We start from the raw sequence: 16,255 nt of genomic DNA on the forward strand, positions 1-16,255 counted from the left end.
GGGTTATGGGCGGTGCCGGCGCAGGTCTTCGATCAATGCCCGGTGGTCTCCCTGCTCCGGAGCGTAGCGCGCTGCAGCGAAACGCTGGCTGAGTGAAAGCAGCCGATTCGCCGTGCGGGGGCGACCGGCGGCCGCACGGCGGGCCCACGCCGCAGGACTTTCATGAGGCTCTCGTCCCAGGCCAAGGCGCGCGTAGCGTCGGCTGAGCGCATGCCAAGCGCGCAACAAGGGATCCCGTTGCCGCTCGCCCCGGGCCAGCAGCCAGCCCATCCAGGCCATGGCCCCCATTGCAAAAACCCCGAACAGTGCCGTCAACTCACTGCTGCCCAGTTGCTTGGCGCCGAGACGCTCCAGCAGGCGTGATTGCCGCTTGGCGTCGAAACCCAGCACCAGGTCGTTCCAGCCCCGGCGCAACCAGTCGCCGACCTGGCCGAGGTCCTCGATGCCGATCAGGTTGCCCATGGCGCCGCCGGCCCCCAGTCGGTCTTCGATCGTGTCATAGATGCGCTCGGGCGCAACGGCGGCGGTGGGATCTACCCTCACCCAGCCTCGCCCGGGCATCCACACTTCTGCCCACGCGTGGGCATCCAGGTTGCGGACGATCCAGTACTTTCCCAATGCGTTGTACTTGCCGCCCGCATAGCCGGTGACTACGCGCGCTGGGATGCCCGCCGACCGCATCAGGAACACGAACGACGAACTGAAGTGCTCGCAGAACCCTTGCTGTTGGTCGAAGAGGAATTCGTCGACGGTGTCGCGGCCGGGAAATGGCGTGTCCAGCGTGTAGGCGAAGTCGGACCGTATCCACTGGAGCGCGCGCGCGACGATCGCTGCATCGTTGGCGCCCGCATCGCGGCGCCATTGCGCACCCAGTGCGCGGGTGCGCGGATTGAAGCCCGGCGGCAGCTGCAGGGCCTGGGCGCGTCGCGATACCGACAGGTCGGCTTCGAACCGCGTCGGAAGTGATGACTGCAGGCGCCACCGTGTCAGCGAGCTGAGCGGCGTGCGCGTCGCCATGCTGTAGTCGCGGGCCATCCACGCGCCATCGGGTGTCGCGTTCGGAAGGTCGAGCGCCACCAGGTCGCGACGGTCGCTGGGCTCCACGTCCATCTGGTAATCCCAGTTGAGTGCGGCGCGCGCCGTATCGGCCGGCGGCAGGGCAGGGGGCGCATCGCGACGCGTCCAGGTGCGGCCATCGAAGTCCGTCAGCACCGGGCCACGCCAGTACATCTGGCTCGTGGGAGGCGTGGCGCCGAAGAACTGCACGCGCAGCGCGGGCGCCTCGTCGGCGATGAGGTCCAGGTAGCTGCCGGGCGACATGTCGTCGCTGAGGCCCGGCTTCGACAGGGCCCGCTCAGGTACGCCCCACAATGGCGACGGAAAGCGCGGGAACAACCAGAAGGCCGCCATCACCAGCGGCACGCCGATGGCCACCAGTTTTCCGATTTCGCGAACCTGGTGCAGCGGGCGCGACAGGCCGGCCAGCGATACGGCCTCGGCATCGGCGAGTCGATGCAGCGCGACCAGGGCACCCAACACGCTGGCCAGGCCCAGCGCCATGCTCAATGGTCCCTGGTCGAGGAGGAACGCGGCGAACGGTGCGAACAGCGCAAAGCCCAGCAGGCTGCGGTTGTCGCGCAGCGTGCGGGTCTCGGTAGGCTTGAGCGCCAGCATGCCGGCGAGCAGGGCGCACCCGGTATCGCGTCCGAACTGCATGCCGGTCACCGACATCACCGCCGCGAACAACGCCAGCGCCATCAATGCCCTCAACAGGCCATGCAGGGGGCGACGCCATGACGCCAGCGCCAGCACGACACCCGTAGCCCCGATACCGAACGCCAGCGTCGTCGGCAGCTGGACAAGCAATGGCAGCAGGCAGGCACCCGCGGCGGCCAGCGTCCACTGGCGACTGAGTGCATCCAGCGTGGGGGCGTCAGCGGGCTTCATGCGGAAGCAGCGCCAGGGCGCGCAGGCAGGCGTGGCGGTGCGCGGGACCGTCCGCCGGGCCCAGCGCAGGTTGGCCGGGCAGCCGCAGGCGGTAGCGGAGGCCCTCGCGTTCGGCGCATTCGACCCAGTGCGCGAGTCGCTGGATGCGCATTTCGTGTCCAAGCATCGTCAACGCGTCCCAGTCGAGTTCCACGGCGCGCCCCAGTGGCCGTTCGTAGTCGCGAACGAGCAACTGGTCGCGACGCGCGGACGGTTTCCAGGCAATGGCACGCCGGGCATCGCCCGCGCGATAGTTGCGCAACTGGTGCACATCCTCGCCCGCCAGATCCAGCCTGGCCTTGGTGCCGCCCTTGTCCGCAGGCGGTAGCGGCGGGCCTTGTACTTCCGCGGCGGGATACACCAGCAACGGCGAGTCGGGCCATACCCATGCCCACGCCCTGGCGAGACCCAGCGGCTGCGTGGTGGAGATGCGCACGCGGTCGACATCGAACCAGCCGCGCCGTTCCGTCGGAAGTACCACTTCGACCACGGTGCCGTCGGACGCCGGCAACGACGTGAACGCAGGGTGGCCGCACGCATCGATGCGTAGCCCGTGGCGCACGCGCGCGTCGCGTGATGCGAGCGCGACGTGCAGGCGCAGGGGCGTGCCGACCGGGACAGGATCAGCCGACAAGGCATCGATGTGCAGGCCGGCGAGTTGAAGGTGGGCGAAGATCAGGCTGGCCATCGCGGTGGCAGCGAGCAGCAATGCGAGCAGCAGTGCCGGGTTGTTGTTGTAATTCAGCGCACCCAGGATCATCGCGCTCACCAGGGTGGCGAAGAACAGTCCGAACGGCGTGGGAAGCACGTAGATGCGCCTGCGCTCGAGCACGACGGGCAACGACTCCGGTCGCCGTGGCCGCGCCAGACGCGCGAATCGACGGATCAGGGAGAGCGCCATGCTCAATCCACCGGCACCGCGTGCAGGATCGCCTTGGCCAGTGCACCCGCCGATGCCGCTTCCGCCTCGGGTACCAGGCGATGCGCTGCGACCGCGGCGAACAGGGCCTGCACATCGTCCGGCAGCACGTGCATGCGTCCGAGCAGCAGCGCGTACGCGCGCGCCGCGCGCAGCAGCGCGATGCCGGCGCGGGGCGACAGGCCTACGCGTACCCCCGGATGCTGGCGGCTGCGCGTGAGCAGCGCCTGCACGTAGTCGATCAGGGCGTCACTGGCATGTACGTCCGCAACGGCCCGGCGCAGCGCCATCACGTCGTCCGAGGACAGCAGGGGCATCGCCTGTGCGATCAGCATGCGGCGGTCGCTGCCGGCCAGCAGCGCGCGTTCCGACTCTGTGCTGGGATAGCCCAGCGCCAGCCGCAGCAGGAAACGGTCCAGCTGCGAATCCGGCAAGGGATACGTGCCGGAGAGGTCGACCGGGTTCTGCGTGGCGATCACGAAAAAGGGTGCAGGCAGCGCATGCGTCACGCCGTCCAGCGTGACCTGATGCTCGGCCATCGCCTCGAGCAGGGCGCTCTGCGTGCGGGGCGGTGCGCGATTGATCTCGTCCGCCAGCAGCACGTTGGTGAAGACGGGCCCCGGATGGAAGCTGAAGGCGCGTGCCTGCGCGTCGTACACCGACACGCCCAGTACATCGGCCGGCAACAGATCCGACGTGAACTGCACCCGCTGGAAAGCCAGCCCGAGCGTGGCCGCCAGTGCATGGGCCAGCGTGGTCTTGCCTAGGCCCGGCAGGTCTTCGATCAGCAGGTGGCCGTCCGACAGCAAGGCCACGAAGGCGAGCCGTACTTCGTGCGACTTGCCGAGCACCAGCGAGTTGACCTGGGCCTGCGCGCGGGTGAGGGCGTCGGCGAGGCCTTCGGATAGCATAGGGCGGGTGCTGGGGATGGCGGACATCGCGCTCTCGGTTTCCGATCGTGGGTTGAGGGCAGTGTAGCGAGATGGACGAAGAACAACGCGCGCGCCGATGGTTCCTTGCCGTGTGGGCAATCGTGACGGTCGTCAAGGTCGCGATCGCCGCGCGCCTGCCGCTGTTCGTCGATGAGGCGTTCTACTGGCAGGAAGGGCGGCACCTCGCGGCGGCCTATTCCGATCTGCCCGGGTTGACGGCATGGCTGACGCGACTGGGTACGGAACTGGGAGGCCACCACGTGCTCGCCGTGCGCGCCCCCTTCCTGCTGATCGCAGCCTTGGTCCCCTGGTGGGTGGCCCGCACTGCGGCGCACTGGTTCGGGCCGGCCATCGGCTGGCAGGCGGCAACCCTGACGGTGCTGATGCCGCTCTCCGCCACGCTGGGGCTGCTCGCGTTGCCGGATGTGCCGATGGCGCTCGCAACGGTGCTTTGCGCGGATGCCGGCGCGCGCCTGCTGCGCCAGGTCGATGCGATGTCGGCGACCGAGCTGGCGCTCGGCCTGATGCTGGGGGCGCTCAGTCATTACCGGTTCGTCGGCGTGATAGGCGTGGGTCTGCTCGCGCTGCTCTGGTTGCCGGAAGGACGCAAGGTACTGCGCGATGCACGGGTGTGGGTTGCGCTGGCGGCGGGCGTGATCGCTTGGGCGCCACTGCTGGCCTGGAATCTCGAGTATGCCGACGCCGGCCTGCGCTTCCAGTTGCTCGACCGTCATCCATGGCGCTTCCACGGAGACGGGTTCCGTTTCCTCCTCGTGCAGGCCGCGATGGCCACGCCATTGCTGTTCTGCGCCATGCTCGTGGTTTGCCTGCGGGGCGTCCGTGGTGGGTCAGGCGCCGGCACGGCGTGGCGCTACTTCGCGCTGCTGGGTGCGGTTTCGACGCTGGGATTCTTCGTGCTGGGTTTCTTCGCCGACAACGAGCGGGTCAGCTTCCATTGGCCGTTGCCGGGCTACCTGGCGCTGCTTGTCGTGGTGCCGCTGTTATTGCAGGAGTGGACGCCGGCGTGGCGGCGTGCGACGTGGAGCATCACGGCGCTCGGCACCCTGTCGATGATGGCGTACTACCTCGCTGTCTCGTTGCCCGGGGTGCGCGTAGAGTCCGCCGGCAGCAAGTACTACCCGGAGAACTTCGCGGGTTGGGACCGCCTGGCCGCGGAGGTGCGCGCCACGCGCGCAAGGATGCCCGAGGGCACCATGCTGCTCGCCGACAATTTCAAGACCGGCGCAGCGCTGGGTTTCGCGCTGGACGACGCGGACATTCCGGTACTCGACCATCCGTTGAACCGCAAGCATGGTCGAGCGCCGCAACTCCAGCTCTGGGGCCTGCAGCATGACGGGTCACGCGAAGCGCCCACCTTGCTGGTCGTCGGCGCGACGGACGTCAAGTTCAGTGCCCTGCTCGCGCATTACCAGTATCTCTGCGGGGTCGTCGGTCCCTTGCCGGCGCCGCAGGGGGTGAACATCGACCACGGCGCACGCCGGTTCCTGTTGTTCGCGCTGCCTGCGGTACGTGCGCAGGGCGAATGCATCACGCCCGTGGTCGCCAACATCGATGTCCCTTCGGCCGGCGCGCGTGTCGGGCGTCGATTCACCGTGGGTGGCTGGGCGGTGAAGGATGTGGTTGGTGTCGCGAAGGTGGAAGTGCTGCTGGATGGTCGCGCGGTCGCCGAGACCACGCAGGCGGGCGCGAATGATTGGTTGCGCACGTTCCTCAAGGGGGCGTCGCGTGACCCGAGAATGCCGGTGGTCCAGTTCAGGGCCGATGTCGATGCCGGCGACATGCCGGCGGGCCGGCATTGGTTGGGGTTGCGGGTGACCGGCGGCGACGGCAGCGTCGAAACCTGGGCAGAGCAACCGGTCGATATCCGCTGACGGTCGGCCGGATCAGGGCAGGTCGAAGCCGGCCTCGCGCAGCATCCGTGAAAGGGCGATCAGCGGCAGGCCGACCAGCGCCGTGGGATCGGTCGATTCGATGGCCTCGAACAGGGTGATCCCCAGCCCCTCCGACTTGAAGCTGCCGGCGCAGTCGAACGGCTGCTCGACATCCACGTACCGCTCGATTTCCGCTTCGGCGAGGTCGCGGAAGCGGACCGTGGTGATGTCCTGGGCCTCCAGGACGTGGTCGTCGCGCACCAGGCAGACGGCGGTGTGAAAGCGCACCTGACGCCCTGACATGGCCGTCAGCTGGGCGATGGCGGCCTCCCGGTGGCCCGGCTTTCCCAGGGGGTGTCCATCCAGCTCCGCCGCCTGGTCGGCGCCGATGACCCAGCTGCCGGGGTGCTGTCGGGCGATGGCATCCGCCTTGGCACGGGCCAGGCGGGCGGCCATTGCGGGCACGGATTCCGTCGCTCCGGGTGTCTCGTCCACCTCCGGCCGCGCGATGTGCAGGGGCAGGCGCAGTCTTTCCAGCAGTTCGCGCCGGTAGCGGGAGGTGGAGGCGAGCAGCAGTGGCATGGGGCACCGGCAGGGGGACGGGGCGGGGAGTCTGCCCGCCGGCATGGCCGGCGGCAAGCCATCCTCGCCACCAGGGGTGGTTTGACAGTTCGGTATTCGATCCTTAACATTCAGCGGCTTATGTCCGCGAATATGCCCGAGCTGCTCGATGCGTGGCGCATGGTCGCGAACCGGCGCAGCTTCGAAGGCCGCCTTCCGTTGTCCGCCATGACGCGCCTGCAAGGCCTGTTGGCCGACACCGAGGGCGACGTTCGCTACACGGTGGAATTCGACCACGACGCATTGCGGGTCCCGTACCTGGAATTGCAGATCGAGGCCGGCCTTCCGCTGGTGTGCCAGCGTAGCCTGCAGCGCTTCGTGTTGCCGGTGTCGCTGAAGCAGCGGTTGGGTCTGGTGCGCAGCGAAGAGGAAGAAGCCGCGCTGCCGCCCGACTACGAAGCGCTGCTGGTGCCCGAAGACGGCATGCTGCGCCCCGCCGACCTGGTGGAGGACGAACTGGTCCTCGCCGTGCCGGTGGTGGCGGTGGATCCTGCGTCCGACGCGGTGGAACGCGAATGGGCGGCGGACGAAGAAGAGGTGGCGAGGGTCAGCCCGTTCGCGGCGCTGGCCTCGCTGAAGAAAGACTAGCCGCTACCGCGGTCTGGCAACACGAACCATACGGTTCACCAACAGATACAAGAGCTGGAGCAATCCCATGGCTGTGCAGAAATCCCGCGTCACCCCGTCCCGTCGTGGCCAGCGTCGTTCGCACGACGCGCTGACCGCCAAGCAGCTGTCGACCGACCCGACCACGGGCGAGATCCACCTGCGCCACCACGTGACCGCCGACGGCTACTACCGCGGCAAGAAGGTCATCGCCACCAAGACCTCGGCGGTCGAGGAAGATTGATCCGTGCGGCGCGCCCTCACGCAGGGCGCGCTTTCCGCATGATCGATGACTACCAGGGCCCGCATCCGGGCCGGCAATGGGGGCGTGCATGAGCGAGCCGGGCAACAAGGGGCGCATTTACGCGCGCATCGCCGGAACGGGCAGCTATCTGCCTGAAAAGGTGCTGACCAACGAGGACCTCTCGAAACTGGTCGATACCAGCGACGAGTGGATCCAGTCCCGCACCGGCATCCGCGAGCGGCACATCGCCGCCGAAGGCGAGACGGCCGGCGACCTGGGTTACCAGGCTGCGCTGCGCGCGCTCGAAGCCGCGGGCGTCGATGCTTCCGAGATCGACCTGATCGTCGTCGGCACCACCACCCCCGACCTCATCTTCCCGTCCACCGCCTGCCTGATCCAGGCGCGCCTCGGCGCGACCGGCTGCGCCGCGATGGATGTCAATGCCGCGTGCTCCGGCTTCATCTACGCGTTGAGCGTGGCGGAGAAGTTCATCCGCTGCGGCGATGCGAAGACCGCGCTCGTCATCGGCACCGAAACACTTAGCCGCATCGTCGACTGGACCGAGCGCACCACCTGCGTGCTGTTCGGCGACGGCGCCGGTGCGGCCGTGCTCAAGGCCGATGGCGAAACCGGCATCCTCAGTACCCACCTGCACGCCGATGGCAGCAAGAAGGAATTGCTGTGGAATCCGGTCGGTGTGTCGACGGGTTTCAAGGCCGACGAGCCGAACAACGGCATCCGCATCGAGATGAAGGGCAACGACGTGTTCAAGTACGCCGTCAAGGCGCTGGACAGCGTGGTCGACGAAACGCTCGATGCCAATGGGCTGGACAAGCACGACCTAGACTGGCTTATTCCCCACCAGGCCAATCTGCGCATCATCGAAGCCACGGCCAAGCGCCTGGACATGTCGATGGACCAGGTGATCGTGACCGTCGACAAGCATGGCAACACGTCGTCCGGATCGGTGCCGCTGGCGCTGGATACGGCAGTGCGTTCCGGTCGCGTGCAGCGCGGACAACTGCTGTTGCTGGAGGCCTTCGGTGGCGGTTTCACCTGGGGTTCGGTGCTGCTGCGCTACTGACGCGCACACCCTGGCCGCAGGCGAAGGCGATGCCGCAGGGCATCGCCTTCTTCGTTTCCGGCATCGCGTTTCCTGCTACATGTGATCTTCATGCATGCGTCACGTCGTCGCATGCGCATACGCCCCGGTACAGACAATCCGAAGCGTTCGCCCGTATCATCGCGGCCTGATTTTCATGCAGGATGTCCGAGTGACTTCCCCCCAACTCGCTTTCGTATTCCCGGGCCAGGGCTCGCAGTCGGTCGGCATGCTGGCGGAGTTGTCCGAACTGCATCCGATCGTACGCGAGACGTTCGCCGAAGCGTCCGAAGGTGCCGGCGTGGACCTGTGGGCACTGTCGCAGGGCGGCCCCGAGGAAATGCTCAACCGCACCGAATACACGCAGCCGGCGCTAATGGCCGGCGGCATTGCCGTGTGGCGCGCGTGGCAGCAGCAGGGCGGTGCGCAGCCCGCCCGGCTCGCCGGCCACAGTCTGGGCGAATACACGGCCCTGGTCGCAGCAGGTGCGCTTTCGCTGAAGGACGGTGCGCACCTCGTGCGCTTGCGCGGTCAGCTGATGCAGGACGCCGCACCGGCGGGCGTCGGCGCGATGGCAGCCGTGCTGGGTGCCGAAGATGCCTTGGTTGCTGAAGTCTGCACGTTGGCATCGGACAGCAAGGTGGTGGTGCCCGCGAACTACAACTCGCCCGGCCAGATCGTGATCGGCGGCGACAGCGATGCGGTGGAGCGTGCGATCGCGCTGCTCACCGAGCGCGGCATCCGCAAGGTCGTGAAGCTGGCCGTCAGCGTGCCCTCGCATACGCCGCTGATGCGCGAAGCCGCGAATCGCCTGGCCGAGGTGATGGCGGGCCTGTCGTGGCATGCGCCGTCGCTGCCGGTGGTGCAGAACGTGGACGCGACGGTGCACGACGGGGTTGATGCGATCCGCGACGCACTGGTGCGCCAGCTCTACCTGCCGGTGCGCTGGACCGACTGCGTGCAGGCGCTGGCATCCGACGGCGTCGCGCGCATCGCCGAATGCGGCCCGGGCAAAGTACTGGCCAGCCTGGTCAAGCGCATCGACAAGAGCCTCGACGCGCGCGCCATCGGTGGCGTCGGCGATTTCCAGGGTGCGTTGGCCGACTGGCAATCCTGATACGCAGCGACACGCGTTCCCTTATCCTGTCCGCCGCTATCGCGCGGACCCGTCCCGAGGACCTCCATCATGAGCAAACCCCTGCAGGGTGAAATCGCGCTGGTCACCGGCGCCAGCCGCGGCATCGGCGCGGCCATCGCAGACGCGCTGGCTGCGCAGGGCGCGACCGTCATCGGTACCGCCACCAGTACAGCGGGCGCGCAGGCCATCGGTGAGCGCTTGGCAAACGCAGGCGGCCATGGCCGCGAGCTCAACGTGACCGACGCTGGCGCCGTGGATGCGTTGATCGACGGCATCGCCAAGGAATTCGGCGGCATCTCCATCCTCGTCAACAATGCCGGCATCACGCGCGACAACCTGCTGATGCGGATGAAGGACGAAGACTGGCAGGCCATCCTCGACACCAACCTCACCAGCGTCTATCGCACATCGAAGGCGGTGATGCGCGGCATGATGAAGGCACGCAAGGGCCGCATCATCAACATCGCCTCGGTAATCGGCGTGACGGGCAATGCGGGCCAGGCGAACTATGCGGCGGCCAAGGCCGGCATCATCGCGTTCTCGAAGTCGCTGGCGAAGGAGATCGGCAGCCGCGGCGTGACCGTGAACGTGGTCGCTCCCGGCTTCATCGCCACCGACATGACCAAGGATCTGCCCGAAGAGACCAAGACCGCGCTCGCCGGCCAGATCGCGCTGGGTCGCCTGGGCGAGCCGGCCGACATCGCCAATGCGGTCGCGTTCCTCGCAGGGCCGGCCGCGGGCTACATCACGGGCGAGACCCTGCACGTCAACGGCGGCATGTACATGCCGTAAGAATTAGCTGTAAGTGGTTGATTCGGGTGCGTTTGGCGATACCTGCCCGGCGTCCCCGGTTTCCACTACACTATCCCCGGTTTGCCTTCGCCCCGCGTCGGCAGAATCCAACAAGTCACCCATCTCCGTCTGGAGCGAATCCATGAGCAGCATCGAAGAACGCGTCAAGAAAATCGTCGTCGAACAACTCGGCGTGAAGGAAGAAGAAGTCACCACCAGCGCATCGTTCGTCGATGACCTGGGCGCCGACTCGCTGGACACCGTTGAACTGGTGATGGCGCTGGAAGAAGAGTTCGAATGCGAGATTCCGGACGAGGAAGCCGAGAAGATCACTTCGGTGCAGCAGGCCATCGACTACGTCAAGGCGCACGTCAAGGCGTAAGTCGGGCGATCGCAGCAAACCGTGTCGGGGCCGCGCATGCGGCCCCGCGCGTATCCGGCCCCCCATGCGCCCGCGTAGGGCGCGGCCGCCAAGAGTCATGAGGAATCCGATATGAGCCAGCGTCGTCGCGTCGTCGTCACCGGCATGGGCCTGGTGTCCCCCCTGGGCAATGACATGGCCAGCAGCTGGGACGGCATCGTCAACGGGCGTTCGGGCCTGGGCCCGATCACCACCTTCGATACCGAGGGCTACAGTACGAAGATCGCGGGCGAGATCCGCGGTTTCGATCCCACGTCCTTCGTTCCGCCGAAGGATGTGAAGAAGATGGACTCGTTCATCCACTACGGCCTGGCCGCGTCGCTGATGGCGATGGACGACGCCGGGCTGGAAGTGACCGAAGCCAATGCCGAGCGCATCGGCGCGATCATCGGCGCCGGCATCGGCGGCATCCTCGGCATCGAGGAAACCGCGGTGAAGCTGCATGAAGGCGGCCCGCGCAAGATTTCCCCGTTCTACATCCCCAGCACCATCATCAACATGCTGCCGGGCCACCTCAGCATCATGAAGGGGTTGAAGGGCCCGGGCTATTCGGCGGTCTCCGCCTGCGCCACCTCCAACCATTCCATCGGCATCGCCATGCGCACCATCCAGTACGGCGATGCCGACGTGATGGTCGCCGGCGGTGCCGAGCGCGGCTCGTCCCCGACCTCGGTGGGCGGCTTCTGCGCGATGAAGGCCATGTCCACCCGCAACGAGGATCCGACCCGGGCGTCGCGTCCGTGGGACAAGGATCGCGATGGCTTCGTGCTGGGCGACGGTGCCGGCATCCTGGTGCTGGAGGAATACGAACACGCCAGGGCACGCGGTGCGCGCATCTACTGCGAGCTGGCCGGCTTCGGTGCCTCGCAGGATGCGTTCCACATGACCGCGCCCAGCGAGAACGGCGAAGGTCCGTCGCGCTGCATGCTGTCGGCGTTGAAGGACGCCGGACTGAATGCGGACCAGGTCGAATACCTCAACGCGCACGGCACCTCCACGCCGCTGGGCGACCTGGCCGAGACGCTGGCGATGAAGCGCGCGCTGGGCGACCACGCGTACAAGATCATGGTCAGCTCCACGAAGTCGATGACCGGCCACCTGCTGGGTGCGGCGGGCGGCGCGGAAGCCATCTTCTCCGTGCTGGCCATCCATCACGGCATCATCCCGCCGACCATCAACCTGGACGAGCCGGGCGAAGGCTGCGATCTCGACTACGTGCCCAACACCGCCCGCGATAAGAAGATCGATGTCGCGGTGTCGAACGGTTTCGGTTTCGGCGGCACCAACGGCACGCTGGTGTTCAAGCGGATCTGACGACGCTCGCTTCTCCCTTCGGGAGAAGGTGGCGCGTAGCGCCGGATGAGGGTACGGCGGAACCATCGACCGTTGAACCGTCGCCTTTTCTCCGTACCCTCACCCCAACCCCTCTCCCGATGGGAGAGGGGCCAGGACCACGATGATCGAAACCCGCGCACTTCCCGCCACCATCGACCTGCTGGCCCTGCATCGCCTCGATCCGCAGCGCTATCCGGTCCTGCTGGAATCCGTGGCCTCGGGCACCGCGCAAGGACGCTGGGATTTCCTGCTGATCGCCGACGGCACCGGCTTTCGCCTGGATGCCGACGGGATCACTCGTGACCTGCAGGGCGGCGTGGAGCCCGGCGATTTCCTCGCCGCGCTCGACCGACACTGGCAGGCGCAGCGCATCCCGCGCGAGGAACCGCGTTGGCCGTTCCGCGGGGGCTGGGCGTTGCTGCTGGCGTACGAACTGGCGCAACAGGTAGAACCGGTGCTGCAGCTTCCGCAGGCCCCCGCGACGCAGCCCGTTGCGCTGGCCCTGCGGTGTCCTGCGGCCGTCCTGCGTGATCGCAGCACCGGCGATTGTGTCGTGGTGGCGGAAGCGGGGCAGACCGACCTGATCGAGCGCACCGCGGTCGACATCGCACGCGGTGCCGACATGCCACCGCTACCCGCCTTGCGACCACCTACGCGCATCGACGAAGACGAGCCGTCACGCTTCACCGAGGGTGTCCATCGCATCCTCGATTACTTGCGCGCCGGCGATATCTTCCAGGTCAATCTGTCGCGTGCCTGGCAGGCGCGCTTTGATACGCTACTCGATCCGGCCACGCTGTATGCGCGACTGCGCACCGCCAATCCGGCGCCATTCGCGGGACTGTTCGCCACACCGCACTGGACGGTCGTCAGCTCCTCGCCGGAACGCCTCGTGTCGGTGCGTGGCGACGTGGTCGAAACCCGGCCCATCGCGGGCACCCGTCCTCGCTTCGAAGGCGACGATGATGCGGCACGCATCCGCGAACTCGTCGGCCACCCGAAGGAACGCGCCGAGCATGTGATGCTTATCGACCTCGAGCGCAACGACCTGGGCCGCGTCTGCACGCCCGGCAGCGTGCAGGTGGACGAACTGATGACGGTGGAAAGCTACGCGCATGTGCACCACATCGTCAGCAACGTGCGCGGCCACCTGCGCGACGACGCCACGCCCGGCGACGTCATCCGCGCCACCTTCCCCGGCGGCACCATCACCGGCTGCCCGAAGGTGCGCTGCATGCAGATCATCGCCGAGCTGGAACAGGTGCCGCGCGGCGCCTACACCGGCGCGTTCGGCTGGCTCAACCGCGATGGCGACCTGGACCTGAACATCCTGATCCGCAGCGCCGAAGTCGTCGCCGATGGCAGCGGCAGCGTGGCCCGGTTCCGCACCGGCGCCGGCATCGTGGCCGATTCGGTCCCGGACAAGGAGCTGGACGAAACCCGCGCCAAGGCCCGCGGGGTGCTGCGGGCGCTGGAAGGCTGACCGCGCGCCTACAGCCTGAGACGGCGACCGGGTATCCTGCACGGCCTGGCTTCATACCCCGAGGATTGCGTGGCGTCAGCACTCAAGCGCGGTTGCCGCTTCATCGTCATTGCCTTCGCCCTGCTGCTGCTCCTGGTGGCGGGGGCGGCGTTCTGGCTGTGGCAGGGCCATCGCGGTTTCGCGGACGCGCCGATCGGCGGCGTGGCGGCCGACACCACCGTCGAGGTGGCGCGTGGCGATGCCTTCCCGACCGTCTTGCGCAAGTTGCGCGAAAAAGGGGTTTCCCACGGCACCGACCTGCAGTGGCGGTTGCTGGCCCGCCGGACCGATACGGCCAGCCAGCTCAAGGTGGGCGAGTACGCGCTGGATCCATCCCTGACTCCGCGCGAACTGCTGCAGCGCATGCGTGAAGGCCGCACGCTGCAATACCGTTTCACCATCGTCGAGGGCTGGAACATCCGGCAACTGCGCGCGGCGCTGCGCAACGCTACGCCACTGCAGCAGAAAACCCCGGACCTTAGCGATGCCGAACTGATGGCGGCGCTTGGCCATGCCGGGCAGCATCCGGAAGGCCGCTTCCTGCCCGAGACCTATGTCTACACCCGCAGCGAATCCGACCTCGATGTGCTCAAGCGCGCCCATGCTTCTATGGAGAAGGCGCTGGCCGCCGCGTGGGAAGCACGTGGGCCGGACATCCCGCTGCAGTCGGCGGACGAGGCGCTGATCCTGGCGTCGATCATCGAGAAGGAAACCGGCATCGCCGAAGAGCGTCCGGCCATCGCCGGCGTGTTCGCGCGCCGGTTGAAGATCGGCATGCCGCTGCAGACGGATCCCACCGTCATCTACGGCATCGGCAGCAGCTACGACGGCAACATCCGCCGCCGCGACCTGACCACGGATACGCCGTACAACACCTATACACGTCGCGGCCTGACGCCGACGCCCATCGCCATGCCGGGTGTCGACGCATTGAAGGCGGCAGTGAATCCTGCCGAGGGCACCGCGCTGTACTTCGTCGCGGTCGGCGATGGCAGCGGACGGCACATCTTTTCGACCACGCTCGCCGAGCACAACGCGGCGGTGGCGCGCTACCTGGTGACGCGCCGCGAAACCCTCCGCAAGGCGGAAGCGCCGTGAGCGAGGCCCTGCTGTCGCAGCCGCGGCTGATCACGCTGGAAGGCGGCGAGGGTGCAGGCAAGACCAGCGCCATCGCCGCGATCCGCGACCGACTGCAGGCCGCGGGCCATGACGTGGTGCTGACGCGCGAACCGGGTGGAACGCCACTGGCCGAGCGGATCCGCGAGCTGCTGCTGGGAGCGCAGGACGAGCCGCTTGCGGCTGAGACCGAACTGCTGCTCATGTTCGCGTCGCGCGCGCAACACGTGCGCCAGATCGTACGTCCGGCGCTGCGGCGCGGCGCGTTCGTCATCAGCGACCGCTTCACCGATTCGAGCTACGCCTACCAGGGCGCTGGACGAGGCCTGGATCCGGAGTGGATCGCTGCGCTGGAACGTCGTGCCGTCGGCCTGAAGCCGGGCCTGACCCTGCTGCTCGACCTCGACGTGCGCGAAGGTCGCGCGCGGACGGCGGGCCGCGACCTGTGGCCGGACCGTATCGAAAGCGAGCAGGATGATTTCTTCGAACGGGTGCGCGCCGGCTTCCGGGCGCGCGCAGTGGCCGAACCGCACCGTTTCCGCGTGATCGATGCCGCACAGCCGCCTGCCGGCGTCGGCGCTGCCGTCGAGGCCGCCATCGGTGCCTACCTGCGCACGCTGACCGACAGCGATCTGGCATGAGCGCCGCGTTCTCGCCCTGGCAGCAGCGCGCCTACGACCACGCCGTCGCGGCGTTGGCGTCCGGTCGCCTGGGCCATGGGTTGCTGGTGTGCGGCCCGGCGGGTCTGGGCAAGCGCGCCGTGCTGGACCGCCTGGCGCGACGCGTCCTGGCCCAGCAGCGGGACGCGGACGGCGAGCCCGCGCCGGGCGACCGCAGCACCCGCCTGATCGACGCGGGCACGCATCCCGACCTGCACATCGTCTCGTTCGTCGCCACCAAGGATGGCAGCAAGCTGCGCACAGAGATCGTCATCGACCAGATCCGCGAGGTGTCGCAGAAGCTGGCGCTCACGCCCCAGTACGGCGGTGCGCAGGTAGCGCTCATCGATCCGGCCGACGCCATCAACCGGTCGGCGTGCAACGCGCTGCTGAAGACGCTGGAAGAGCCCGCCCCGAACCGCTACCTCTGGCTGGTCAGCGCACAGCCCGCACGCCTGCCGGCGACCATCCGCAGCCGCTGCCAGCGCATCGAGTTCCGCCTGCCGCCCCGCGACGAGACATTGGCCTGGCTGCGGGCACAGGGCCATGCGCCTGCAGACGCCGTCCGCGCCCTGGACGCGGCACGCGGCCACCCCGGTCTTGCCGACGATTGGCTGCGCCACGATGGCCTGGCGCTGCGCGAAGCGGTGGCACGTGATTTGCAGCGGCTGGAGAGGGGCGAGATCGGCGTGGTGGAGACCGCGCAGCGCTGGGCCAACGACGAGCTGGCCGATGCGCGACTGCGCCACGCGGCGGATCTCGCGCTGGAACAGGCGGGCACCGTCGGCTTGACCGATCCTGCCCGATTGAACAAGCTGGCCACCTGGTTCGACGCCGCCAACCGCACCCGTGATCTCCTGCGGACCACGGTGCGCGGCGATCTCGCCATGGTGGAACTGCTGCTGGCCTGGGCCGGTGGCGATCGCGGACGCGCTGTCGGGGCGCGCCGCTGACCGAAACACGGAGACGT

Annotated in this window: 16 protein-coding genes; 12 read left to right on the plus strand and 4 right to left on the minus strand. The window is 67.9% G+C overall.

Translation table 11 applies throughout. The annotated features are described in order from the left end of the window. Positions 1-3 precede the first annotated feature (3 nt). The 3 genes from Q0907_RS04030 to Q0907_RS04040 are packed head-to-tail and all read right to left on the minus strand — an operon-like array spanning position 4 to position 3,816. Positions 4-1,947 (minus strand): DUF3488 and transglutaminase-like domain-containing protein, encoded by a 1,944-nt coding sequence (locus Q0907_RS04030; protein ID WP_299341742.1) that lies wholly within the window; start codon positions 1,945-1,947, stop codon positions 4-6. Beyond that, positions 1,934-2,887 (minus strand): DUF58 domain-containing protein, encoded by a 954-nt coding sequence (locus Q0907_RS04035; RefSeq protein ID WP_299341745.1) that lies wholly within the window; start codon positions 2,885-2,887, stop codon positions 1,934-1,936. The genes Q0907_RS04030 and Q0907_RS04035 overlap by 14 nt, the downstream gene beginning before the upstream one ends. A 2-nt stretch (positions 2,888-2,889) precedes the next feature. Further along, a complete protein-coding gene (locus Q0907_RS04040; protein ID WP_299341748.1) occupies positions 2,890-3,816 on the minus strand; it encodes an AAA family ATPase in 927 nt (308 codons plus the stop codon). 71 nt (positions 3,817-3,887) lie between these two features. Between Q0907_RS04040 and Q0907_RS04045 the strand changes: the two genes are divergently transcribed. After that, a complete protein-coding gene (locus Q0907_RS04045; protein ID WP_299341751.1) occupies positions 3,888-5,729 on the plus strand; it encodes a glycosyltransferase family 39 protein in 1,842 nt (613 codons plus the stop codon). A 12-nt stretch (positions 5,730-5,741) separates the two neighbouring features. On the opposite strand, the gene Q0907_RS04050 is transcribed toward Q0907_RS04045, so the two are convergent. Continuing rightward, positions 5,742-6,311, minus strand: a complete 570-nt coding sequence (locus Q0907_RS04050) for a Maf family nucleotide pyrophosphatase (RefSeq protein ID WP_299341753.1) — start codon at positions 6,309-6,311, stop codon at positions 5,742-5,744. Between the two features lie 120 nt (positions 6,312-6,431). Between Q0907_RS04050 and Q0907_RS04055 the strand changes: the two genes are divergently transcribed. The 11 genes from Q0907_RS04055 (at position 6,432) to Q0907_RS04105 (ending at position 16,238) form a co-directional block, all read left to right on the plus strand. Then, entirely contained in the window at positions 6,432-6,938 is a 507-nt protein-coding gene (locus Q0907_RS04055) for a YceD family protein (RefSeq protein ID WP_296280118.1), read from the plus strand. 67 nt (positions 6,939-7,005) lie between these two features. Continuing rightward, complete coding sequence (gene rpmF / locus Q0907_RS04060; RefSeq protein WP_162336389.1) at positions 7,006-7,200, plus strand: 50S ribosomal protein L32; 195 nt, start codon at positions 7,006-7,008, stop codon at positions 7,198-7,200. Positions 7,201-7,288: 88 nt separating this feature from the next. Then, a complete protein-coding gene (locus tag Q0907_RS04065) occupies positions 7,289-8,284 on the plus strand; it encodes a beta-ketoacyl-ACP synthase III (RefSeq protein ID WP_299341756.1) in 996 nt (331 codons plus the stop codon). A 190-nt stretch (positions 8,285-8,474) separates the two neighbouring features. Next, entirely contained in the window at positions 8,475-9,419 is a 945-nt protein-coding gene (gene fabD, locus Q0907_RS04070; RefSeq protein ID WP_299341758.1) for an ACP S-malonyltransferase, read from the plus strand. 69 nt (positions 9,420-9,488) lie between these two features. Next, a complete protein-coding gene (gene fabG, locus Q0907_RS04075) occupies positions 9,489-10,232 on the plus strand; it encodes a 3-oxoacyl-ACP reductase FabG (RefSeq protein WP_299341766.1) in 744 nt (247 codons plus the stop codon). A gap of 142 nt (positions 10,233-10,374) precedes the next feature. Beyond that, positions 10,375-10,614: an acyl carrier protein gene (acpP, locus tag Q0907_RS04080; RefSeq protein ID WP_014161144.1), complete on the plus strand. Its 240-nt coding sequence runs from the start codon at positions 10,375-10,377 to the stop codon at positions 10,612-10,614. A gap of 111 nt (positions 10,615-10,725) precedes the next feature. Further along, positions 10,726-11,967 carry a beta-ketoacyl-ACP synthase II gene (fabF, locus tag Q0907_RS04085; RefSeq protein WP_299341769.1) on the plus strand — a complete coding sequence of 414 codons (1,242 nt, stop codon included), beginning with the start codon at positions 10,726-10,728 and terminating at the stop codon, positions 11,965-11,967. 142 nt (positions 11,968-12,109) lie between these two features. Further along, positions 12,110-13,471 carry an aminodeoxychorismate synthase component I gene (locus Q0907_RS04090; RefSeq protein WP_299341778.1) on the plus strand — a complete coding sequence of 454 codons (1,362 nt, stop codon included), beginning with the start codon at positions 12,110-12,112 and terminating at the stop codon, positions 13,469-13,471. Positions 13,472-13,540: 69 nt separating this feature from the next. After that, positions 13,541-14,608: an endolytic transglycosylase MltG gene (gene mltG, locus Q0907_RS04095; protein ID WP_299341789.1), complete on the plus strand. Its 1,068-nt coding sequence runs from the start codon at positions 13,541-13,543 to the stop codon at positions 14,606-14,608. Then, a complete protein-coding gene (gene tmk / locus Q0907_RS04100) occupies positions 14,605-15,267 on the plus strand; it encodes a dTMP kinase (protein WP_296280130.1) in 663 nt (220 codons plus the stop codon). Before mltG ends, tmk begins: the two co-directional genes overlap by 4 nt. Beyond that, positions 15,264-16,238 (plus strand): DNA polymerase III subunit delta', encoded by a 975-nt coding sequence (locus tag Q0907_RS04105; protein ID WP_299341792.1) that lies wholly within the window; start codon positions 15,264-15,266, stop codon positions 16,236-16,238. Before tmk ends, Q0907_RS04105 begins: the two co-directional genes overlap by 4 nt. The last annotated feature ends 17 nt before the right edge of the window (positions 16,239-16,255 follow it).

The organism is uncultured Pseudoxanthomonas sp. (assembly GCF_947498795.1).
Classification (GTDB): domain Bacteria; phylum Pseudomonadota; class Gammaproteobacteria; order Xanthomonadales; family Xanthomonadaceae; genus Pseudoxanthomonas_A.